Annotated in this window: 17 protein-coding genes; all 17 read left to right on the top strand. The window is 39.0% G+C overall.

What is annotated here, in order from left to right:
• Positions 1-51: 51 nt before the first annotated feature.
• Positions 52-1,482, top strand: a complete 1,431-nt coding sequence (locus JST56_02370; GenBank protein ID MBS1987815.1) for a hypothetical protein — start codon at positions 52-54, stop codon at positions 1,480-1,482.
• A complete protein-coding gene (locus JST56_02365; protein ID MBS1987814.1) occupies positions 1,479-3,260 on the top strand; it encodes a hypothetical protein in 1,782 nt (593 codons plus the stop codon). Before JST56_02370 ends, JST56_02365 begins: the two co-directional genes overlap by 4 nt.
• Before the next feature lie 185 nt (positions 3,261-3,445).
• Entirely contained in the window at positions 3,446-5,050 is a 1,605-nt protein-coding gene (locus tag JST56_02360) for a hypothetical protein (protein MBS1987813.1), read from the top strand.
• A gap of 81 nt (positions 5,051-5,131) precedes the next feature.
• A complete protein-coding gene (locus JST56_02355; GenBank protein ID MBS1987812.1) occupies positions 5,132-6,916 on the top strand; it encodes a hypothetical protein in 1,785 nt (594 codons plus the stop codon).
• Between the two features lie 138 nt (positions 6,917-7,054).
• Positions 7,055-8,425, top strand: coding sequence for a hypothetical protein (locus JST56_02350; protein ID MBS1987811.1), 1,371 nt, complete (start codon positions 7,055-7,057; stop codon positions 8,423-8,425).
• 48 nt (positions 8,426-8,473) lie between these two features.
• On the top strand, positions 8,474-9,337 hold the full coding sequence (locus JST56_02345; GenBank protein ID MBS1987810.1) for a hypothetical protein: 864 nt from the start codon (positions 8,474-8,476) through the stop codon (positions 9,335-9,337).
• A gap of 10 nt (positions 9,338-9,347) precedes the next feature.
• Positions 9,348-10,799, top strand: coding sequence for a hypothetical protein (locus JST56_02340; protein ID MBS1987809.1), 1,452 nt, complete (start codon positions 9,348-9,350; stop codon positions 10,797-10,799).
• Positions 10,800-10,907: 108 nt separating this feature from the next.
• Entirely contained in the window at positions 10,908-12,257 is a 1,350-nt protein-coding gene (locus JST56_02335) for a hypothetical protein (protein MBS1987808.1), read from the top strand.
• Between the two features lie 68 nt (positions 12,258-12,325).
• On the top strand, positions 12,326-13,765 hold the full coding sequence (locus JST56_02330; protein MBS1987807.1) for an NAD(P)-binding protein: 1,440 nt from the start codon (positions 12,326-12,328) through the stop codon (positions 13,763-13,765).
• 23 nt (positions 13,766-13,788) lie between these two features.
• Positions 13,789-15,735 carry an asparagine synthase (glutamine-hydrolyzing) gene (asnB, locus tag JST56_02325; protein ID MBS1987806.1) on the top strand — a complete coding sequence of 649 codons (1,947 nt, stop codon included), beginning with the start codon at positions 13,789-13,791 and terminating at the stop codon, positions 15,733-15,735.
• Positions 15,732-17,051, top strand: coding sequence for a glycosyltransferase family 39 protein (locus tag JST56_02320; protein MBS1987805.1), 1,320 nt, complete (start codon positions 15,732-15,734; stop codon positions 17,049-17,051). Before asnB ends, JST56_02320 begins: the two co-directional genes overlap by 4 nt.
• Positions 17,052-17,072: 21 nt before the next feature.
• On the top strand, positions 17,073-18,194 hold the full coding sequence (locus JST56_02315; GenBank protein ID MBS1987804.1) for a mannose-1-phosphate guanylyltransferase: 1,122 nt from the start codon (positions 17,073-17,075) through the stop codon (positions 18,192-18,194).
• A 16-nt stretch (positions 18,195-18,210) separates the two neighbouring features.
• A complete protein-coding gene (locus tag JST56_02310) occupies positions 18,211-19,230 on the top strand; it encodes a mannose-1-phosphate guanylyltransferase (protein MBS1987803.1) in 1,020 nt (339 codons plus the stop codon).
• A complete protein-coding gene (locus JST56_02305) occupies positions 19,230-21,137 on the top strand; it encodes a hypothetical protein (GenBank protein ID MBS1987802.1) in 1,908 nt (635 codons plus the stop codon). Before JST56_02310 ends, JST56_02305 begins: the two co-directional genes overlap by 1 nt.
• A gap of 40 nt (positions 21,138-21,177) precedes the next feature.
• Entirely contained in the window at positions 21,178-21,936 is a 759-nt protein-coding gene (locus JST56_02300) for an ankyrin repeat domain-containing protein (protein ID MBS1987801.1), read from the top strand.
• Positions 21,937-22,174: 238 nt separating this feature from the next.
• On the top strand, positions 22,175-22,879 hold the full coding sequence (locus tag JST56_02295; GenBank protein ID MBS1987800.1) for an ankyrin repeat domain-containing protein: 705 nt from the start codon (positions 22,175-22,177) through the stop codon (positions 22,877-22,879).
• Positions 22,880-22,959: 80 nt separating this feature from the next.
• Positions 22,960-23,436, top strand: coding sequence for a hypothetical protein (locus JST56_02290; protein ID MBS1987799.1), 477 nt, complete (start codon positions 22,960-22,962; stop codon positions 23,434-23,436).
• Positions 23,437-23,562: the final 126 nt, after the last annotated feature.

Genomic DNA, 23,562 nt, shown 5'->3' with positions numbered 1-23,562 from the left:
CACTATCAAAATTAATCGGTGCAGCTATCCTCAATAAAAAGAGGAGAAAATATGGTTGCATCGATTATTAAAAAAAATACCGGTTTTTTGATTGTTTTGGTTCTACTTGCCTTTGTAGTTCGAGCTTTAGTTTTTTATGGCTATCTTAGCCACGATCAGCGTTACTGGCAGGTTGACTCAAATACCTATCATCTAACGGCTCAAGAAATTGCGCAAGGTCATGGAATCAGTAAACCAAATGGTCAGCCGCAATTTTACCGCGTGCCCGGTTATTCTCTTTTCTTAGCACCGTATTACGCACTCTTTGGCCCCGATACCAAAAATGTTTTATGGCTGCAGGTGCTGCTTGCTTGCTTCATTCCCGTACTCATTTTCTCGATGAGCTTAACGCTTTTTCCTGCTCATCTCTTGCTTGCAAAAGCAAGCAGCCTGTACAGCTCTGTGCACCTCGGTCTTGTCCTCTATTCAGGATTCTTCATGACCGAGACGCTCTTTATCTTTTTATTCCTGCTCTTTGCAATATTTTTTTTCAAAGCGTTTCGAATATTTCCCCGAAGCAGAACACACGTTGATACTTTTTTTTCAAAAGAATTATTGACTCTATTTTTTTCGGGAATTTTTCTTGGCGCAGCATCGCTTGTGCGTCCTGTTGGGCATTACTTACTGGTAGTCAGCCTGCTTTTGTTGTGGTGTGGGTGCGGCAGTTGGCTAAACAAATGTGCCAAAAACATTGCGCTCATCTGTGGCTGGCTAGCTTCTGTTTCGATCTGGTTGTTGCGTAATTGGCTGCTCACCGGGTATTTATTTTTCCATACGTTACCAGGCGGTCACTTTCTCTATCTCTCTGCCGCTCGTGTTGCCATGCATGTGCATGAAACCTCCTACCAAGAAGCGCGCCAAATACTTTCACGTGAGGCGCAGGAGCTCATGGACCAGAAAGAAAAGGAGCTTGGGCGACCATTGCAAGAAATTGAAACGTGCATTGTTATGGAGCGGCTTTCGGTTAAGTACTTTATGAAACGACCGTTTAGTGCATTAAAAAATTGGTGTACCGATATGCTGCGCACCACACTTTCTCTCTATTCGGCAGAGCTGCTGTATTTGGAATCTGGTCGACAAGATATTGATTATTTTGCAAAAGGGCGTGGGGTTTGGGCGATGTTCTGTCGCTACCTCGTTCCACAAACTGATAAATTTTGGCTTAAGGTCATTACCTATGTCGAGATGTTTTTATTCTTATTCATACTCATTGGCTTTGCTGGAAGTTTAGTGGTTGCATTACGAGGACTTATTTTTGAAGCACATATGCAGCTTGCTGACGCACTTGCAAAAGTTCTTCCCTTTATGCTGCTCTTTATCGTAATCTCGCTTTCTGGTGGCTATGCACGCATGCGGCTTCCGTGTGAACCTTGGCTGATTATAACTTCATGGTCGTTCTGGCTGTATTTTGGAAAAAAATTTTTTAATAAGGAGCTCTCATGAACATTACGCAGTCATTAAATATTTTTAACATTCACCGCTACAGCCCACAGGTCCAGCGGTTGATTATTGTCATGAGCGCGCTCCTTGTACGCTTTCCGCTGGTATTTATTTTTTTTGGCAGTGCAGATATGCGTAATGAAGTTTCTATTACTAAGCTCATCTTTGCCCATACACAGGGTGCGCTTAATCTACCTCACCCCTACATTCCGCTTGCAGCAATGTTGAGTTGGGCTGCCGGTGTGCTCAATATTTACACTTCGTTACCATTAAGCTTTTGTTACAAGATTTTTCCAATCTTCTTTGATCTCATGCTGGTTGTACTGGTATACGATATTTTTAAGCGCTCAAAGCCTGAATATGCGGCAACCGTTGGTTTGCTCTATGCCTTTGCTCCGATTCCGTTGATTATCAACTGTATTCATTTTCAGTTTGATAGTATCGTTTTATTTTTTTTGGTATTGAGCTTTTATGTTCGTGACTATTTTCACGATTCATATACCAAATATTTTTTGTTTGGGGTTCTGTTCGCGCTTTCATTTTTATTTAAATCGTATGCATTACTCTTTTTATTTTTCTTCTTTACTCCCTTTAAAAATTTTTCACATAAACTTGGGCATTTGTGGTGCATTGGAAAAGGTGCTGCTTCGCTTATTTGCACGGCGGCTATCACGGTCTATATTATTGCTCGGCTCTCCCGATTTTCACTAACACGTTGTGCAGTGCAGATTATTGAATATCTTCCGGTACTTGTTTTTTGGGGGATAATTATTTTTGTCATACTTGCGATGATTGCAGCGTTAAGCTATTTGTATAAAAAGTCGCCAGCAGATTTGAGACTCTATTTCTCCTATCAAGCCAGTGCGGTTGTTGGGATGTTGCTTACCGTGGCTACCGTATTGGGAGTGCTTCATGTCCTTGGCTTTAATGTGCTTGTAGGAATAGATAATTTGCTGCGCTTTGCAAATCATGAAACGCCCTTGTTTGGACTGCCTTTTGCTTATCCGTTTACGATTACTTCTTGGCGTATTTTGCTTGAAAATAGATTGTGGTTGTTGAGCATAACTGGATTGGTTGCATACATTTACTATCAAGAGCAGATTGATACCTTTACCGGAATATTTTTAAGTTTTATGGCAATTATGGGTTTAACGGGTCTTTATGCCCCTTATTTGCAGTGGCCGGTTGTCTTCTTTTTACTCGCAGGATTTTTTAGACTATGTGCTCTTTATAATCTGCTTGGAGCAGGCTTTTTACTTCTCTTTTATTGCAACCCCTACGCAAACTTTTCTTTTCCCTATCAAAGCATACTCAGTTTTAGCGCATTCAAATCATTTGCTTGGCTCATGCCACCGCATTATGTAACTGATCAGTCATTTATTCCTGTGCTTGCATTGTTTGGTAATTATATCATTCCGATTTTTTCACTCAGTACAATTTGGTATGGTATTTGGTATGCATTACAAAAAGCGCTTATATTTTTACGTCGACAAAAAAAACAGCTTTCATTAGTACGCAATGGCTACTTGATTGCCAACACCTTCCTATTCCTCATCATTATTATTGCATGGAAGTTTCTTGATGTACGTGGCTTTGAGCGGATATTGAATGACGTTACGGTTCAAAAAATGCTTTGGTATCATACGTATCAGCTTTCTTCTTTTGGAAATAACACTTCATCTTTTTTTTCTTGGAAGCTGAGCTGCATAATGGTTTTTGTACTTACGCTTCTCTGGAGTCTTGCCCTGTGGAGTATGAAATGGCTCAAGAAGAGTGAGTAGTTCTGCTGCAAGAGCTTAAAAATATAAATATAAAAAATGGACCTTTAAACCTTAAAATCTTATTTCTTTGGTAACTATTGCTTGTTTGAAATTTGATTGTCTATCCTGAGTAATAATCAGCATGCGAGATTTTCTAAGTTTTTCTAAATTTAGAAGCATTGGGGTGTGGGCTTTAAGGGGGATCGATGAAGCTTTTTAAATTCTTTTCGATGCGATATTTAATACTGGTGGCAGTTCTTTTGGGAGCCGGGCTATTATTTTTTGGGCCGCAAATTCAAGCAAATATCTTTGGCGATATTGTGGGTAAAATTGCTGGTAAAGATGCTCAGAAGACCGTCAATAAAGCTACTTATGACGTTGAAAAGGGCATTCAAAAAGGAGTTAAAGAGGTTGAGAAAGTTGGAAAGGATGCATTTAAAGAACTGAGTAAGCTCGGTTTGCCAACAGATCCTCAAAAACTTTTGACGCTTGCATTTAGTAAAATGCCTACAAAACAGCTTGAAAAGCTTGCAACAAAAATTCTTAATATTCTCCTTGATCAATTCAGTGATATTGCAAAAATTGCTGATATTGTTATGCGACCAGTCAATGAAATTATGAGGCCAATTCCACCGATTCCTTTATTTGGAATACCACTTCCACCTCCTGTTCCAGTTGCTGTTTCATCGATAGTGGATATCTTGTGTGACTTTACTTTATCGTGCTGTATTGATCGAACTCAATATGATACTTTCGCCTATTTAAAAGCATTTCATATTGTAACCAACAATAAATACATCAACACTGAAGATAAAAAAATTATTAAATCGCGGGAAGATTTTGATAAGCATAAAGGTCTTATTGGAAAGACTGTTGATTTGAATAAGTTACGGGGCATATCCGGTACCGTTGCCAAAGAGATAAAAAAAATAGTAGGGCCTCTGGTTCAATTTTTAGATTATATACAATTGCAAGCAACACCTTTAACTAAGCCATTTGAACAGTTAAGCAAAGAATTCAGACCTATTCCTCTTGCTTCATTTATCCCAATTGCGGGTCCTATTTATAATCGAGTTATTTTTGTTTTTAACCTGAAAGATATGAAGAGTAAATTTGATGATCTGCGAGCTGTCATGGAAAATGGGTTAGAGCCGGTAGAAAAGAAAAAGCTGCTTCTTGGAGAGCTTACCTCAATAACCGATTTAGAAAAGAATCCGCTCACAAGTAATTGTATGAAAGTTTTACGAACACTCAAAGCTCCTTCCAATAATTTATGCGAAAAAATAGATGAGATGTTTGTTGATCCGATTGCAAGGCTTCCCTGGGCTTCAAAGACGCTTTTGACACTCTCTTTAATGGGCATAAATCTTGTAGGTAGTGGTATTGATGGTGTTATTAAAGAAATTGTTGAGGGCGTTGCGGTTGCGCTGACGGGTGGTACGGCTGTAACGGTAACTGGTGTCTTAACTAAAATAATTAATACTAAAATGATTAATGAATTTATCACCGAGACCTTTTATTGGTCTTGGATTCGCTATCTTCAACGACGCATAACGCGTATCGATACATTGATTAAACAGGCGCAAGCCGATGGTGTAACAGTTGATGGAGATGCGCTTAAAAAAGAAGCTCAGAAGATTCTTGAATTTAAACAGGATTATCAAAAAAATAGCTCTTCTCAAGCGTCAAAAGATAAAAAAAATAAAAAGCAGAATGATCTTGAAGAGCATGATACATCTGTTCAAGCTCCTGCCCAAGAGCAATCTCAGATTGAATTACCAGCATCAGAATTAATAGAGGCGCTTGAGTAAGTTGCTCAAAAAATTATTAGGGAGCTGGGGAGCTCTCTTTAAATTTAGAAATGTTGGGGTGTGGTTTTTGAAGGAGGATCGATGAAAATTTCAAATCAATTCATGGTACGTGTTATATTTGTTGTCGCTGTTTTGAGTCTAGGAGCAAGCGGCGTATATCTTTTTGGAGGGCTTTTTGATTCTGTTAAAAAAGTAACTGATAAAGTTAAAAAAACAGCAGATAAAGGGACTAAAAAGATTAAGAAAACTGCCGAAAAAGGGATTAAAGAAGTTGAGAAGGTTGGCAAGGATGCTTTGAAAGAGATAAGCAAACTTGGATTGCCAACTGATCCCAAAAAGCTTATTGTGTTTGCATTGAGCAAAATGCCCGCAAAAGAAGTTACAAAGTTGGCAAATAAGATTTTAGATATTTTTGCAGGCGAATTGAGTGACATTAAGGAGCTTACAGCCATAGTGTTTAAACCATTGGATGAGCTTTATCGTCCTATTCCTCCACTGCCAAGCGGTTTGCCGATCCCTATTCCGCTTGTTGGATCGGTCATGAATGTGCTATTAGGTCTTACTCAATCTACAGAAATCCATAGATCTAACAGGGAGTCATTTGCTTGCCTTAAGGCATTTCATACACTCACCAACAATAAATACATTAATGAAGAAGAAAAAAAGCTCATTAAGTCTTTTGAAAAAGCAGAAAAAACAAAAGGCATCATTGGTAAGAAGGTTGATTTAAAGAGTATTGCAAATATTGTTACCTCAAAAGTTAAAGAAATTGAAAAGCCTATTACACAGCTGAGTGCATTTATACAAAAAGAGTTGAGCATCTTTACAGGTCCTCTTGAACAAATTGCAAACCAATTTAGACCAATAACGCTTGCCGCATTTGTTCCATTAGGACCAATTTATAACTCAGTTATTTTTGCTTTTAAGCTGAAAGAGAATCAAGGACTTTTTGCATCGGTTCAAGATACTTTTGGAAATAGCTTAAATCCTGTTGCAACAAATAAAGGCAAGCTTGCCTCATTGCTTGATCTGAAAAAAAATCCGATAACAGGCAGTGTCATGAAGCTCTTGGAAACTATGAAAGCTCCTGCCGACCAAACGCTTGAAAAATTCGATGAAATGTTTGTCGATCCTCTTTCAAAAATACCTTGGGGAACTCATAACCTGTTAACTATTATACTTAAGGTGATGAATCTTGCAGGCGGTGTAGTAGATGCGGTAATGGGAACTATTATTGAAGCCCTTGTTACAGCGGCTACAGGTGGTGCTGGAGCAGCGGTCTCTGGACCTGTTTCGAGTCTTATTAAAGGCGTTATTAACGTTGATGCGATTTGTGATTTTGTGAGTCAAACATTTACATGGTCTTACATTCGCTATCTCAAAAATCGGATAGAGCGTCTTGGTAAGCTTGCAGCTCAAGCTCGTGCTGATGGAGTTGTTTTTGATGCACAAGCTTTTAAAGCAGAAGTGAATAAAATTCTTGGTCTTATTGCTGAGCAAGACACGAAAGATTCAAAAGATTCTAAAGACAAAAAAGACAAAAAAGACAAGAAAGACAAAAAAGACAAGAAAGACAAAAAAGACAAGAAAGACAAGAAAGACAAGAAAGATAAGAAAGATAAGAAAAAAGATTCTTTTGCAGAAATAGCAACAAGCAATAATTTAGCAGTTTCGACTGCTTCAGCTGCTTCTCAATCAGAATCAGTGCCAACACAGTCGCAGTATAGCCAACCAGCTCCAGCTCCTGTTGCATCAGTACAAAGTGCTTTCCCTGTGCAAGTGGCTGAAGAAGAATCAGACGAGCCAGACTTTGATACGGATATTAATGAAGAATCGGATGATTTGGGGTTAGATTTTGATTTCTAATTATGCAGGGTGAGTAATATTTTTTCTTGAGTAAATGAGTTATTAAAAATGCGTGGGGCTATAATTCCACGCATTTTTTTTGGAGATGAAATTTGGTACGGTAGTCACAACATAAAACTTTTTCATGGGAGTTGAATCATGTTGTGGTCATATTGTTTACAAGAAAAACGCTTTTTATTTTTGATTTTTATACTTGCGCTGATTGCGCGTACGGCACTTTTTTATAGTTTTTTGAGTAAAGATGAAAACTATTCCGTCTATTTTGATTCAGCGCAGTATCAAGCGGTTGCTCAGAGTATTGTTCAGGGTAAAGGAATTGCAAATTCTGATGGATCACCTAATTTTTATCGATTACCGGGGTACCCAGCTTTTTTAGCTGGTTGTTATAAAGTTTTTGATAACAATCTATATTTTACCCTTTTACACCAAATTATAATTTCTTGTTTGATCCCTTTGCTCATGTTTTGCGTAACACTGGCTCTATTTCCGGATCAATTTTTACTAGCAAAAATGGTTGCGCTGGTTGCAGTGTTTCATCTTGGATTTGTTATTTATGCAGGCATGCTTGCAACAGAAAGCTTATTTGCGCTATTTTTCTTATTTTTTCTCATTCTTTTATTAAGAAAAAAATATTTAACATCAGGTCTTATGCTTGGAATTGCGTCACTCATTCGCCCCGTTGGTCACTTTTTATTACCTGTTGCTTGTGTACTTGTTTTTATTGCTCAAAAAAATATTCGTACAAAAATAAAAAGCGCTCTTGTTTTGATAGTAGGCTGGCTGCTTGTTGTTATCTGGTGGCTTGGGCGTAATTGGTTGCTGACTGGTATGATTTTTTTTCATACCCTTCCAGGCTTGCATTTCTTGCAATACTCCACGGCAAAGGTGGTTATGGAGTTGCGCAATTGTACTTATGTGCAAGCGCGGGGAGCGCTGCTGAATGAATGGAAAGCAAAAATCAAAGACCAAGAAGTGTTATTAAGCAGGCAACTCTCTGAACCAGAAAAGTGTGCGATAGCTGAAAAAATTACGCTGTTTTACTGTAAGCAGCGACCTTTTACTGTGATAAAAAATTGTATGTGTGAAATGGTAAAAACAGTTTTTGGTTTGTATTCAGCACAGCTTATTTTTGCCGATACTCAAGAGTGGACTGATTACTCAACATCGAGTACTTGGAGTAAATTAAAAAAATATCTCTATCCAAACGTCAATACTTGGTATCTGATTCCATTAACTTGGTTTGAAATTATAGCATCTTTTTTATTGCTTATTGGTTTTGTTGGTTTTTGCTTGAGAGCATTATTTAATAAACAATTGTTTTTCCAAGTGTTGCCGATATTTTTATTTATTGGACTATTGATAGGATTAACGTGTGCGTATGGTTGTGCTCGACTACGCTTGCCGCTGGAGCCTCTGCTGGTGATAATATCAATGCATTGGTGGCTCTGGTTTTATCAAAAATATTGCTTGCATAAAAAGTCATATTTAGAGGATACTTCTTGCAAGTAAAAGAGTGAGTTTGGGCGTACCGAAAAACCATGAAATAGAGGGAGTATAATGAAGATCAAACGTATTTTTAATAAATGCTTGGGCTTAGCATTTTTATTTGTTATCTATTCCGAGCAAGCTTATTCAATGAGTTGGTTGCTTGGCGGACCCGTAGAGCAGCCAAAAAAAATGTGGGTTAAACGAGCTCACGTGCAGGCTGAGCAGCAAGCAACAGCCGATGTTCTTGATCAGTTGCTTCAAGAGGATAATTATCCAGAAGTTACGCAGCTTTTTTCTACCTTTATGCAGCAGCATGACGAGCAGTCTCAATATGCCCTGCGTTGGGCAAAAGATGCTGCAAATCGAGGTGTTTTTCCGGTTCAATATGAGTTAATTAAATATTATCACAATCGTTTTTATGAAAATGTTGCCGGTTTAAGTACTCAAGAAGTCGAGTATTTGTGTGAATTGATGATGAAGGGGGAATTCCTTGTTCGCATGTCCTATAAGTGGTTTTGTTTTAAATGTGATTATGCTATGACAAAACAAGTACTTGATGTGTGGCGATTTGTAAGTGGCCAGTATCATCAATTCTTGATTACATTACTTGGAAAGTATGAGCCTGATTATGAACTTATTTACGCAAATGTTCAAAGTTGGCTTACAGGTCAATACGATACGTTAAAAGTAATCTCTCCTCTTTGGCTCACAACAGGAACTATTCGAGATGGGCAACTTGTTTTTGGAGTTCCTGAAGAAGCTGTTCTGGGTTCTTTGTATGGTATGCATGGAGTTGATGGATTGCACAAACAAAATGAAGAATTTTTAACAACGCATAACAAAGTACATAAAACTGGTCATTTTGATCATGAATCGTGGAAAAATTTTTGTGCGTATCTTAAAAATATTGCCGAATCTAAAAAATCGAACTAAGGATTAAAATATGAAAAAATTAATAATGCTTGTATTGAGTATTGGAATTGTTCATCTTTGCCATTTTGATGAAGTTTATGCAGTAAAAGGTTATGTCAGAAAACGTGGTAGCAATCAGGAAAAACAGCAGAGTGATCAAGTAAAGGTTGTCGAAAATAATTCTAATCAGCCCCAACAGCAGCCGCCTTCTGATATAAGCAATGCTCTGGTTGTCGAAGTGCTTGCAAGTTCTGTTGAAAAGCTTGAAATAAGTGATGTCCAAGATCTTGTTGAGGAGCAGCTCGACAAGCAACAAGAGCAACTGCAAGCGATGTTGTTGGTTAATGCGCCATCTGGAGATGACAATAATCTTGAGTCCGATTTAACAGTACCCTCTATTGATTCGATACCTCTTGAATTGATTGAAAAAGTAGATTCTGAACAGGAACATTCAGATGTTCAAATGTCAGCTTTAGTAGTTCAAGATGATTTACCAAAAGATCAACAAGAAGTGCTTGCAAACAATGATTCTTTGCCTCATGAAGAGCACATAGAATCAGTATCTCTAGATCAGAGCTTTGAAACAAAGGTTGAGGCAGTTCTCGAGGAAGAGCTTGTAGATATTTTAAGTGATCATGCTGAAGAGACTCAACAAGCCCAATCATTTCGCGTTACTTTTAGAGATAATCAAGAAAAAGAAGTTTTTACCCATTGTGATAGTTATCGTTTTTGTGAGTTTATGAGCCATGCGCTTAAACGAATGTCTGAGCCAGAAACAGTGAGCATGGTGCGCCACTACGGGTTTGGTCTTGGCCATGTACCGCTTTTGCTTGTGTGGAGTAGTCACTTATTTGATCGATTGCAGAAAAGTGATATCTACTGCATGGAAACGCAAGATTTAAAAGATATCTTAATGCTCATGTTGATTGTTGATCTTCGTGCGCAAGTTGATGCTGCTTGTATTGAGCATATGAAAAAAAGCTCACCGTCTCGTAATGCATTAGCGGTGCAAACAGATAGCAAAGTTATTGAGCAGGCTACTTCGTGTACACCATGTACAGCCGGGTACCTCAAAAGAAAACTTGTAACCTTGTGGTTAGGTAAGATTCAGGAAATGTATAGAAAAAAGAAGCTTCCTTGTTTCTCAACAATACTGCAAAAAGTGAAGCACATTGCCTCTGAGTGGCAGGATGATCAGCTTCAATCACCTATTTGGGTTTGTTGCGTTATGCATAAATCATATATGACATTTAACAATCTTCTGGCAGGTTGGCCTGCAGAACGATTTGGTAATTGGTGGAATCCAGAGTCATCATTAATTATCGCATGCCAAGCGTGTGATTATTCAGAAATTCGTAAACCAAAGACCGATGAAGTCCTTACAGAGTTTGAAAAGTATGCATCATGGCCTGAGTATTTTGGTGATATTCACAAACTTGAAAAAGTTGATGATGCTGAATATGACAGCGACGGTGGTTTTTAGAATAGTCTAATTTTTTTACAGAGCGTTTTGCGGGGAGTTTTTTAAAACTCCCCGCTTTAATTTTTCCTTGTTCATTGCTACGATGTTTCCCTAGAGAAGGGAGAAGTTATGGGTTTGCTCACTTGCTTTGAGCCGCTAAAAAAGCACAAAAAATTCTTATTGATTCTTTTTACGCTTTCAGTGTTTCTACGCCTTTGTGCGCTCTTTTTCTACTTTCAATACAACCCCTGCATGACGATGTTTGACTCCGGGCATTATCATACACTTGCTCAGTCGCTTGCTCATGGCTTAGGATTTGTGGGGGCTGATGGTGCCGCTTACTTTTACCGTCTTCCTGGGTACCCATTTTTTCTTGCGCTTTGTTATTTTTGTGTTGGAGTTAATCCGGTTGTTGCTTTGGTAGTACAGGGGGTTGTGGGGAGTTTGATTCCCGTTTTAATTTTCCTTCTTGCTCGCATTTTATTTCCTGCGGGCTTGATGGTTGCCTATTTGAGTGCTCTGGTTGCATCGGTCCATGCGGGCTATTTAATCTATGCAAATTTGCTTATGGCTGAGACATTATTTTGTATTTTTTTCTTGCTGTTTTTGATTTGTTTTTTGAGCAAGAGATTATTCCTCGCGGGTCTCATGTTGGGCATTGCATCGCTCATTCGCCCTGTGGGTCATTATGCTTTGATTTTTAGTCTTGGGTTACTCTTGTTCGAGTGCAATAGCTCGTGGAAAAATTATTTACGGAGCTACGGCGCACTCTTCACAGGCTGGCTTGTCGTTGCAGGCTGGTGGCTCCTGCGCAACTACCTGCTCACAGGCGCGTTGATTTTTCATACACTTTCGGGGCCACATTTTCTGAATCATAGTGCTGTGCGCCTCGCTATGGCCAATAGCCACATTTCATATACGCAAGCAAAAGAGCTGGTCCAGGAGCACGCAAATCGAGAACTTGCATGTGCTCAAATTTTGCAAGAAGAGCCACTTAATCAAGCGCAAGAATCTGCTATTTTAGAAAAAGTTGCGCTTCATTATTTTAATCAAAATTGGATGAATAGTTTTAAACACTGTTTTATAAATATTTTCAAGACAACGTTTTCGTTATATTCATCTGAACTTTTAGTTATCGAACAGCGCGGTGAGTTGCCGGTATATGACGAGCATCGAAGCCTGTTATCAATGGTCAAGCGATTTCTATTTCCAGAAGTGCACAATACATGTATTCGCTTTTTTATTTATTTTGAATTGGCCATCTGGTTCTTTGTACTTATTGGATTTTTTGGATATGGAATAAGATCTTTGTTTTATTCTGAATGGTTTGGTAATGTAATCAGACTTATGCCATTTATTTTGTTATTTTTAGTTCTGTCGTGTGCCTGTGGATTTGCTCGGCTTCGTTTGCCAATTGATCATTTTTTCACTATGTTAGCGATGGCATTTTGGGTGGATGTGCTGAGGATAAAAAAGTGAGAAGTTTATGAGTTTAGATGCAATTTTAAGGAGTTGTTCTGAACATAAACATGAAAGAGAGTAGGATAATGAAAAAACATGCAGTGATCATAGGTGCTGGACCTGCAGGGTTAACCGCAGGTGTTGAGCTTTTAAAAACGGAAAATTTTGCAGTTACAGTTTTAGAGCGTGACCATGTTGTTGGTGGGCTTGCAAAAACAACAACCTACAAAGGGTGTAAATACGACATCGGCCCGCATCACTTTATTACCGACTCACCAAAAATTCAGCAGTGGTGGGAAGATTTAATGCAGGGTGATTTTATCAAGCATAAACGTTACACCCGAATTTTTTATAAAAAACATTTTTTTAATTATCCTCTTGAGCCGCTTAATGTTATTACTGGTCTTAATCCATTTGAGTGCTTGCGCAGTATTCTAAGTTATCTGTGGTATCGTGTATTTCCGATTACTGAAATCCGTTCATTCCAAGATTGGGTAACCAATAAATTTGGCTACCGCCTTTTCAGTATCTTCTTCAAAACATATACTGAAAAAGTATGGGGCATTGCTTGTAATACTATCTCTGCCGATTGGGCGGCGCAACGTATCAAAGGTTTCTCGCTTTCAAAGGCAATTTTTTACGCATTCTTTGGTCGCTGGTTCAAAAAAAATGCACCACGAACGATTAGTGACACTTTTTACTATCCATCAAAAGGAGCTGGAACGCTTTGGGAAAAAGTGGCACAAAAGGTAGTGGCTCATGAAAGTGGCTCGCTTCAACTTGACCAGGATGTTGTGCGAGTTGAGCATGATCATAAAAAAATTCTGCGTATTGCAACGGTCAAACGTAGTCTTGCTCGTGAAGGTGGTTCTCAAAAGTTGCACTACCACGAAGCCGACTACTTTTTCTCAACCATGCCTTTGCGATCACTCATTCTTGCAATGGACCCATTGCCGCATCCGGATATTGCCCATGCCGCAAAAGCGCTTATGTATCGAGGTCTTATTACTGTTAATTTGGTTGTTAAAAAAGCTCAAGTTTGCCCTGATCATTGGCTCTATATTCATGAAAAAGAGGTACGCATGGGGCGGATTGGCAACATGAATAACTTCTCAATTAAGATGGTTGATGATCCATCGCTTACTGCATTGAGCTTGGAGTATTTTGCTTTTGTTGATGAACCATTCTGGTTTAAATCGGACTATGAACTCATTGAAATTGGCAAAAGTGAGCTTGAAAAAATTGGCCTTGTAAAATCAACTGCAATTACCGACGGCATGGTAATGCGTACCGCTGAGGCTTATCCGGTTTATAATGAACGATACAAAGAGTATCTTTCAAAAGTTTTGGATTACTTGGCAAAATTTGAAAACTTGCAGCTCATGGGGCGAAATGGCATGCATCGTTATAATAACATGGATGTTGCAGCGCTTTCTGCTATGGCAGCGGTTGAAAAAGTTATTGATCAAGAACAAAAAATGCCTTTAAGGCATGATAAGCCGGTAGAATCAACGTTTATGCTCTAGGCTCTTTTTTTTGGAGTTTGCTCATGTGCGGAATTGCGGGCTTTTTAAATATGGGGCAACAAGGTTTTAATCTTGATGAACGGCTTCTTGGGCTAATGCAGCAACAATTGGTTCATCGTGGTCCAGATGATCATGAGATTTGGAAATCGGATATTCACGGCCTTGGCCTGGCCTTTAGCCGACTCAAAATTATTGATCTTTCAGACGCTGGTCGCCAACCTATGATGGATCGTGACCAGTCGGTGATTGTTGTTTTTAATGGAGAAATTTACAACTACCAAGGATTGCGTCGTGAGCTCGAGAACGCCGGTCATTCTTTTTTTTCAAATTCTGATACTGAAACAATCATCAATGGCTATAAAGAGTGGGGAATAGACGTTCTCTACAAGCTTGATGGAATGTTTGCATTTGCATTGTACGACTTGCGTAAGCAAGAACTTTTTTTGGTACGTGATCGTATTGGCGTTAAGCCTCTTTACTTCTCGCTCCAAGGAGGAGTTCTCAGTTTTGCTTCAGAAATTAAAGCGCTTTGGGAGTTGCCGTGGATGAACAAAGAGCTTTGCTCGCTTGCAATGTATCATTATCTTACTTTTATGGTTGCCCCAGCTCCGTACACTATTTATAAAAACGTTTACAAGTTGCCCGCAGGCTTTTTTGCTCGGGTCGATATTCATCGCAATATTTATTACAATGAATGGTATTCGCCTGTTACGTCAATAACTTCACGTGAGCGTAAAGAGTTTTCCGATGAATCTTTTTGTCTTGATCGCATTCAGCAGCTTCTGATTAATGCAACACAAAAGCGCATGGTATCGGATGTTCCATTTGGTGCGTTTCTCTCCGGAGGTATCGACTCCAGTCTCAATGTTGCTTTTATGTCTCAATTTGTTGACCGTGTTAAAACATTTACGGTTGCTTTCCAGGGCGATGAAAATAATGAACTTAAATGGGCTCGCATTATTGCGCAACGCTTTGGAACGCAGCATCACGAAATAATAATTTCTGAAAAAGAGGCTTTTGATTTTTATGAAAAGATGGTTTACCACTTGGATGAGCCCCTTGCAGATAGTGTTTGTATTCCATTTTATTATGTTTCCAAGTTAGCAAAAGAATCAGGAGTAACGGTTGCTCAAGTTGGCGAAGGGGCTGATGAGCTCTTTTTTGGGTATCCAGTTTATGCACAATACAAAAAGGTTTACGATCTTTTTTGGAAACCAACGCAATCATTTATCCCTCAATTTTTAAGAAAAATTCTTGGCTCGGTTGGCAGGCCATTTATACCAAATCTTGCTCGCCGTGAGTTACTCACCAATTGGGCATCGCAGCGACCTCTTTTTTGGGGTGGTGCAATTGGGTTTAATGAAGAGCAAAAACGCGCCATAGTCAAAGATGCCGCATCATTACGGTTTAAATCTGAGCACGATGATGTCGTTGCAAAGATATATCCGCACTTACGCCAAACATATGATGCATTTTCTATTGTTGATCATCATCTTGCTCGTTTGTATGCACTCGACCCAGGGGCAGATTTTTGCAAGAGCATGTTCTATTTGGAGCTTAAACAGCGGCTGCCGGAATTATTGCTCATGCGTGCGGATAAAATGTCGATGGCTGCAAGTGTTGAAGCGAGGGAGCCTTTTCTTGATTATAAGCTGGTTGAATTTATGTATCATGTTCCAGCGAGCCTCAAATTTAAAAATAATACCCTAAAATATCTGCTCAAAAAAATTGCTCAAGGCATCTTGCCCGATGTGATTGTTAATAGACCCAAAGTCGGCTTTGCGGCTCCAACGATGCAGTGGTTCACCAATGGCGAATTTTTTCCTCCATATTTTAAGCAGTTAAGTATGCAAAAAAAACAGGACCTCTTTTTGCCAGCTGTTTTAAATCTTGGTAAGGCATACAAAAATAGCCAGGCAAGCTCTGCGGTCCAGCAATGGGTATTACAAAATCTTTGGGCTGTGCGATGAAGAAGAGTATTATTTTTTTTTGGATCATTGTAGGTGCACTATTTTTTTGTAGTGCATCGCTTTTTTTATATCAGCATGTTGCCGGTGCTGATCCACACCAAGATGTTGACTCAAAGGCTTATCTTGCTAACGCGCAATTGTTTGTTCAGAACAACAGCTTTGCATGGCCAGATGCCGCACGGTATCCATATTATACATTAGGCTATGCGTTGATTCTCGCGCTTCTATTTAAGCTCTTTGGATTGATTTATACTTGGGTAATTATTATTCAAGTTTTGCTTGCACTCATCATAGCGTTACTTCTTTTTGATATTGGACGAAAAATTGCCAACAATACGGTTGGCGTGATTGCTTATTTATTGGCAACGGTGAACCTTGGCTTTTTGATATTTGCTCAATTTTTACTTGCTGAACTGTGGCTGACCTTTTTTCTTGTGCTTTTTTTTCATCGCTTTGTTACCTATCTTGGTACTCAGCGTTTAATTATTCTTGTTCAAGCAGGTTTCATTTTAGGCATTTCCGTACTCATCAAGCCGGCGGCATTTTACTTCTGGCCTCTTTTACTCCCTTTATTTTTGGTTGGAAAAAATAAATCATTCAAAAAGTTTTTTGGAATTACGGCCCTCTGGTGTGCTGCATTTTATCTTCCGATTGCTGGCTACATGCTCCATAACAAAGTAACGTTTGGGCGGTGGTACGTGAGTGCGCTTGATCACGAAAATACTTTTTACTGGTTCTTTCCCAATGTTCTTGCGCATAAAAATGGGACCGACCAAAATTTTGAGCGCGAACAGTTGCGCACACTTTCCGAATTGGATGTTCATAAAAAATTTATTCTTGAGCTATGCCATGCACCGCGTCTTTTTATCGGTGTGTGGCTTAAAAATGTTTCTAAAACCTGGCTTGGTTTATTTACAACCAATCTTAAAGTTTTGGTCGAGCCCTCTGTACATGGTGGTGATGTTTCTTATTTCAAGACCAAGGGTTCTGTTGCGCAGCGTGTACATGCTTATATTACATCGGGTGTAACTCAAAGCTGGGTTGTGGTGGTTGGCTACTTGGAAATATTTTGGTCATTACTGCGATTACTTTTGTGTTTTATTGGCATGCTTTGGTTGATAAAGAATCATCGTTGGAATTTACTTTGGTTATTTACCACTTATTTGGCTTACTTTTCATTGATTACTGGCCATGATGGCTGCGCTCGTTTTCGTATGTTATTCGAATTTGTTTTGATAGTGCTTGCATCACTTGGAATCTGGGCTTTGACGACTAAAGCACAAGGGCGCCTTGCTTCTTCTAGTGAAAAATCTTGAACTAAAAAAGAGGAGAGTGGTATGAAGATTTTAATACATAATATTATTGCATCTGCTTTACTCTGTATCGTATTTATTAACACATGCTCGTTGAATGCAGATTCTTCGCTTAAAAATCAACCAATTAAATATGTTGTTTTCGCCGGTGGTGGAGGCTATCGCTTGTGGCCACTGAGTAGTCCGGAGAAGCCTAAACAGTTTATTCCGTTTCTGGGCTCTGCGTCATTGCTTAAGCAAACTATTCAGCGCCTAGCACCCATAATAAAAAGTCCTCAAGATGTTATGGTCGTTACCCTTGAGCGATATCGTGATGATATTGTACGGGATGTTGGAGAACTGACGGGATCGATTGTTACAGAACCGATATCGCGTAATACTGGACCAGCATTGTTGCAAGCACTAAAAAATCTTTCCCAAAACGATCAAGACCCAGTTATTGTAGTTCTTTGGGCTGATCATTTTATTCCTCATCAAGCTCAATTTCTTACATTACTTGAACAAGCAGTTGATGCCGCAGTGCAACAGCAATCACTTGCTATTTTGGGAGTTTATCCAACATATCCTGCAACTGGATATGGTTATATTCAAGCTGGAGATCAAATAAATCCTGGATGTTTTAAGGTTCAACAGTTTCATGAAAAGCCAAATCAAACGGCAGCTCAAAAATATCTAGAAGCAGGAAATTATTTCTGGAACATGGGGATTGTTGTTGGCAAGGTTTCAACATTTATACAAGAATTTAAAGCGCATGCCCCAGAACTTTTTGAAACGATCATGCACGCGACAGACATGCATGCTGCATATGAACAGATTGCTCCTGTCTCTATTGATGTTGCGATGCTTGAGAAATGTAAAAATATTGTGGTGTTGCCGTGGGCTCATGAATGGTATGACGTAGGAAATATTCATTTGTTTTTGGAATTACATCAACGGTATGCCCCTGAAGATGCCTCAAATGTTATAAGCGTTAATGCTTCTAATAATTTAGTTTCTTCTAAAAAAACGGTTGCATGTGTTGGCGTTCATGACCTGTGTATTGTTGAGACCGAAAAAGAACTGCTTATTGTTGCGCAAAAAGATGTAGAACTTGTAAAAAAAATTGTTGAGCGTATTGAACAGCAAAACAAAGAATCACGTAATTAAAAACTATTGAGACATCATGATTAAAAAATTAAAGACCTATTTTGTTATTCTTGCTGGAGGCAGTGGTGCACGCCTTTGGCCTCTGAGTAGTCCGGACAGACCAAAGCAGCTTATCCCATTTTTAAATGAGACTTCGCTCCTTGAGCAGACCGTTGATCGTATTACACCGCTTACGCAAGGACCCGAAGATATTATTGTAGTAACACATGAGCGATACGAAGATGCAGTTATGCAGGTGGTTGGTGATTCTGTTGGCGCTGTTTTTGCAGAGCCTGCATCGCGCAATACCGCGCCAGCGCTTATGGCGGTTTTGGCATATTTAGCAGAGCTAGAAGATGATGCGCTTGTTGTTGTTCTTCCTTCGGATCATTTTATTCCCGATACGGGTAAATTCCTAACCGAATGCCTCAATGCACTTGATATCATTGCCGATCAAGAGAGCCTTGCAATTTTTGGAGCTCAACCAACATTTTCTGCAACAGGATATGGCTATATTCAGGGCGAGCAACAAGTAAAATCAGGTTTTGTCAAAGTTACCAAGTTTCATGAAAAGCCCGATCAAAAAACAGCACAAGTGTATCTTGATCAAGGAAATTATTTTTGGAATATGGGTATTATTATGGGCAAGCTTTCTTCTTTTTTGCAGGAATATGAGCAGCATGCGCCTGACCTTTACCATGCGTTGATGCTTGAGCAAGACATTGCTACTGCCTATGAAAAAATTGCCTCAATTTCTCTTGACGTTGCTGTCCTTGAAAAAAGTAAGAATGTTATTGTTTTTCCATGGACTTCTGCATGGCACGATGTTGGCAATATGCAAACATTTTTGGAGCTTGAGCAGCGCTATGGAAGTTCTAAAAGCTCTCGAGTTATCACGGTTGACTCGCTCAATAACATTATCTGCTCTTCAAAAAAAATTGTTGCTTGCGTTGGTGTGAGTGATATCTGCTTGGTGGAGACCGATGACACGCTTTTGATTGTTGCCAAAAAGGATATTGAGTTGGTGAAAAAGGTTGTTGAACAATTGGAGGAGTAGTGTTTATTCCATCTATTCAGTATGCGCATCTTGTACCGCCAGTTGCTGTGCAAGGTGAGGATCAGTCTAACCTTCGTATTCATTCAGGGTTTTATGGGGTACTTTTGTTTGCGATTGTTTTCATTGTATTTGCAACGGCAGTTGATACCATCTGGTTCCGAGAGGATGATTTAGGGACCATCATCAATGGCATAATTCGGTCGTGGGATGATTTTATCAGGGTGCTGTCTACCGATGCACGAGATTTTATCTGTCCGGTGAATTATCATCGTTCCAAGCCCAATTTAATTTCAGGTTTTTTGAGGCCACTTCAGCATGTTCTTTTTACGATTGAATACTATTTTTTTAGTGACTGGGCTTATGGTTATTACTTAGTTCATGTTGGATTGCATGCTTGTAACGCGGTGCTTGTTTACGTTATTGGGCTGTGGGCTTTGCCTGTTTGGCTTGCATTTTTTTCAGGGCTACTGTTTGCGTTTTACCCAGACGTTTCATGGCTTACCTGGATTGCTACCGCGCAAAATACGCTGTGCACGCTTTTTTTATTACTTACGTTTATTTGGTGGAAACGACGGTGGCTCGCCGGCTTGATGTTCTTCTTCTCATTGCTTGCGCGCGAAAATGTTGTTGCACTTCCAGTTTGGTTTTTTCTCGGTGCATTATTTTTTCTTCCACAAGTATCTGAAAGTTTTTGGAAACGGATTGTTGCTGCGTTCAAAGCAACCTGGATTTTCTTTGCAGTCGATGCTGTGTATTGGTCTATGCGTTGGTGGGCTTTTGGTTTTGGAACGCTTGGACGGACCTTCAATAACATTCTTTTGCGATTTCCGTTTCTTGCCAACTTAGTGCATAAAGTTGAGCCATATGCTCATGCAACTGCACCTGGAGTGCAAACTAGAGCGCTTTCCGGCTCTGCTTTACAAGCACCAAGCTCATTTTTTGATTCTCTTGTGTATGGTGGCATCAAAATATTACAACTTGGACGTCTTTGGTTAAGCAGTGTGCTGATGATCGATCTGTCAGATCCAATTATCCTGAGTATAGCACTTGTAGCTTTTATTTTTGTGAGCTTACTTGTTCTGTACGCGTATCGCGAGCATCTAAAAATATTTTTATTTTTATTGATTGGTATTGTTCTGATGAGTTGGCCTGCAGCAATGGCTTATCCATGTCCACGCTACTTAAATACGATTTATCCAGTAATTGTCTTGCTCATGGTGGGATCTTGCTTTTTGTTGTATCAAAAACAAGCAACAAAAAAGTATGCCCAATTTTTATTGGTAATACTTTCATTCTTCATGGTCAAAGGTATTATTCTTAATCGTGCACAACTTTATGATGGAGCAGCTATTCGTGCTGAGTATAAAAAGCGCTTTGATCAATTTTTTGCACAACATGCTTTTGTGCCTCAAACACGCTTTGTGGTTTTTGGTTCGCCCTTTGTTTCAGATATTCAGAGTATCTTTCAGACTTATTTAAACGATATTTCTGTTGTTGTTGCGCATGAACTAATGGCTACACTTGCAGAGCAAGGAACGTTTAGTTGCAATGGGCCCTACAGAGCTCGTGATGTTGTAAGCAGACTTGAACCCATTGACGGTGGCTTTCGTTTTATTTCAGATGATCCGCAGCATTGCGCCTGGTGGATTCATTTTTCAGATCATCCACTTATGTGGTCACAGGAAGATTATGCATATATTTGGACAGCAAAAAATTATCAAGAGAATATCTGGTATCCATGTTCTTTGGGAAAATTCAAAATTAATAAAATGCTTGAAGGTAAATATTTGACAGATGTTTCGTTTGTTTTTGATCAAAAATGGATTGATGACAAAACTGTTTTTATTAGTTGGGATACTCGTCTAGGTCGGTATATTGTTCTGGATGTAAAGCATCTTTTATCATAAACGATTTGCCGATAGTTAATTTATTTTTTAAGGAGATTCGATGTTAGTGATACGAAAGTTTTATATATTCTTTTTGCTTGTGGCATCAACCGGAACATTGAGTGCTGCGATGCCCCCAGAAGAGTTTATTCCTGAGCAAATGTGGCAATCGGTTGTTGATGAAAAAATTGTTGAGTGCATAGAAACGTATACAAATTTTAATCCAAATTTTAGATACTTTGACTCAAGTTCGGCCCTTCATTATGCAGCAAAACGTGGATTTGAAAAAACAATAGTAAAACTCTGTGAACTCGGAGCAGCTATTGATATTTGGAATCGAGAGGGAGAAACACCGCTGCACTATGCAATAAAAGAATGTTCTCAAAGAGTGATTGAGCATTTAATTAAATATGGTGCAAATATAAATCTACCCAATAAAAAGAGATTCTATCCCATTCATTATGCAATTGAAGCGTACCCAAAAGATTGCGGTCGCTCACTGTTTATTCTTATAAATCAAGAGAGTATCGACTTTTCCTGTCTTACAAGATCAGGAGAAGCGCTTGCGGACTGGTGCATTATCTGTAAGAACCAACCATTGGCAGAATTATTTTCTGATCTGAGTAGAAAAAAAATCACCAAGCATGAGTTTGATGCTAAGCTCCTGTTCATGTCTGTGGAAACATATCAGAAAACTACCGGGAATATTACACGAATACAGGCAGACGGTGAACCTTCTCCAGAAGGAATGGCGAATGTTATTGCTATGATAATGGCTATTGAAGAACGCGAAAAAAAATCAGGAAATAAAACGAATTAAGGAATTGCTTTGATGGTTCGATACATTTTGTTCGGTAGAGCCTCAAAAAACACTCACCACGAGCGGTGAGATAACTTTTAGCCAATCGAGGTATCCAGTAAATCATAATTCTCTAGTTCTCATTCAATAATTTATTGCTTGGGATACTCGTCTAGGTCGATATATTGTTCTTGATATGCGGCATCTTTTACCATAAACTTTCCACGTCTAGTTACTACATCTTTTTTAAGGAGAGTTTATGTTTAAGCAAATTGGTTTAATGAGTTTATTTGGATTAGTTATGATTGCTCACAGTTCATATGCAGTGGGTATTGAAGTAGTTCCACGGCAGATGTGGGAGCAATCAAATAATGAAGAAAAAATCTTAGAACACATTTTTGCTCAAGGCTCTTCTATTAATGCAACATACCGATATTCTGATGCAAAAACAGGAGCTCATCATGCTGCAAAGCATGGTTATACAAAAGTATTAGAGTTTTTTCTTGATAATGGTTGTGCCGTTGATGACCTTGACCGTAGCAAACATACACCCCTCGTATGCGCTGTAGCATATGGTCAGCACGCGTCTATTGTAACGCTTGTTAAGCGTGGCGCAGATCTACGTCAAATGACACCAAAAGGTGCAACGCTTGCAGATTTAGCACGACAAAATGATTATAACACGCTTGGTACTTGCATAGAGCAAGTTCTCAATGGAACGTGGGATATAGATTTTTTAGTAGGATTGCTCAATCAGTTCAAATCTGTCCAAAAATGTTTTTGTCACGGACCTAATTGTCAGGATGAGTCTATTATTATGACAAATGAGGGCATAGCACCTGAGCAATATGAAATATATATGAATGCCCTTGAGAATTGCGGTATTAGTCCAGAGAGACAAAACCCAATTATTCGAATTCCGTTTACGATTATTGTATCGGATTTACCGAATGAACATGAATAATCAGAAAGCATCTATTTTTTAAATTGCATTTTTAAGCAAGACGAAGAGCTGTTTGTATACCTATTTAGAAGGTTTTTTTAATGAAATATTTTTTTTCACTCTGTTGTTTAGTTGTTATTCTTACTTTATCTGTACCAGTTGAATCAGCTATGCCTCAATACATGCCCCTTCATGCAACTGCACAGGATTATATCGATGTGTATAATGGTGCAGCGCTGGAGTATGCCCTCAGGCAGGGGAATCATAACGTTATTGCAGATCTTTTAGAGATGAACCAAATTCAGAATATAGAAATCGGTTGCATATGCACGATCTTGGCAATGCAAGAGCTTGAAGATCTGCATGATCTTTTTAGTGCGTTGCATCTAAAGACGATTAGTATGAGTGAGTTTATACAAGTTTTGAGAGTGTTTAAAGCAACACCCAGAAGAGTTGTTAATGAGTATGGGGATCTTGAGCAACTTTCGCGTGTTTGTCACGGTAATGGTGCGCTTGATTTTGCGCAATTGCCTCAGGATCTTGCGATAAAAGTGGCGAGTATTTTAGGGTTAAAGTAACGTATAAATCAGTTGTTTCAATTAATCTCAACAAATAGCATGGGGTGTTATTCATAATGAATAGCACCTTTTTTTATTGATTCATTTATTTTCACTGATCACTTTATGTAGAGTAAACGGTGTGAG

This window comes from Candidatus Dependentiae bacterium, assembly GCA_018266175.1.
GTDB lineage: Bacteria > Babelota > Babeliae > Babelales > RVW-14 > JAFEAY01.
The sequence above is the reverse complement of the archived record's forward strand: the minus strand, read 5'-3'. Positions and strand labels throughout refer to the sequence as shown.

Excerpts from the sequence above, each read along its gene's own strand:
- JST56_02335 (MBS1987808.1), top strand. The coding sequence starts at position 10,908 with ATGGGTTTGCTCACTTGCTTTGAGCCGCTAAAAAAGCACAAAAAATTC.
- JST56_02290 (MBS1987799.1), top strand. The coding sequence starts at position 22,960 with ATGAAATATTTTTTTTCACTCTGTTGTTTAGTTGTTATTCTTACTTTA.
- JST56_02370 (MBS1987815.1), top strand. The coding sequence starts at position 52 with ATGGTTGCATCGATTATTAAAAAAAATACCGGTTTTTTGATTGTTTTG.
- JST56_02360 (MBS1987813.1), top strand. The coding sequence starts at position 3,446 with ATGAAGCTTTTTAAATTCTTTTCGATGCGATATTTAATACTGGTGGCA.
- JST56_02330 (MBS1987807.1), top strand. The coding sequence starts at position 12,326 with ATGAAAAAACATGCAGTGATCATAGGTGCTGGACCTGCAGGGTTAACC.
- JST56_02350 (MBS1987811.1), top strand. The coding sequence starts at position 7,055 with ATGTTGTGGTCATATTGTTTACAAGAAAAACGCTTTTTATTTTTGATT.
- JST56_02295 (MBS1987800.1), top strand. The coding sequence starts at position 22,175 with ATGTTTAAGCAAATTGGTTTAATGAGTTTATTTGGATTAGTTATGATT.
- JST56_02340 (MBS1987809.1), top strand. The coding sequence starts at position 9,348 with ATGAAAAAATTAATAATGCTTGTATTGAGTATTGGAATTGTTCATCTT.
- JST56_02315 (MBS1987804.1), top strand. The coding sequence starts at position 17,073 with ATGAAGATTTTAATACATAATATTATTGCATCTGCTTTACTCTGTATC.
- JST56_02365 (MBS1987814.1), top strand. The coding sequence starts at position 1,479 with ATGAACATTACGCAGTCATTAAATATTTTTAACATTCACCGCTACAGC.
- JST56_02355 (MBS1987812.1), top strand. The coding sequence starts at position 5,132 with ATGAAAATTTCAAATCAATTCATGGTACGTGTTATATTTGTTGTCGCT.
- JST56_02300 (MBS1987801.1), top strand. The coding sequence starts at position 21,178 with ATGTTAGTGATACGAAAGTTTTATATATTCTTTTTGCTTGTGGCATCA.
- JST56_02320 (MBS1987805.1), top strand. The coding sequence starts at position 15,732 with ATGAAGAAGAGTATTATTTTTTTTTGGATCATTGTAGGTGCACTATTT.
- JST56_02345 (MBS1987810.1), top strand. The coding sequence starts at position 8,474 with ATGAAGATCAAACGTATTTTTAATAAATGCTTGGGCTTAGCATTTTTA.
- JST56_02310 (MBS1987803.1), top strand. The coding sequence starts at position 18,211 with ATGATTAAAAAATTAAAGACCTATTTTGTTATTCTTGCTGGAGGCAGT.
- asnB (MBS1987806.1), top strand. The coding sequence starts at position 13,789 with ATGTGCGGAATTGCGGGCTTTTTAAATATGGGGCAACAAGGTTTTAAT.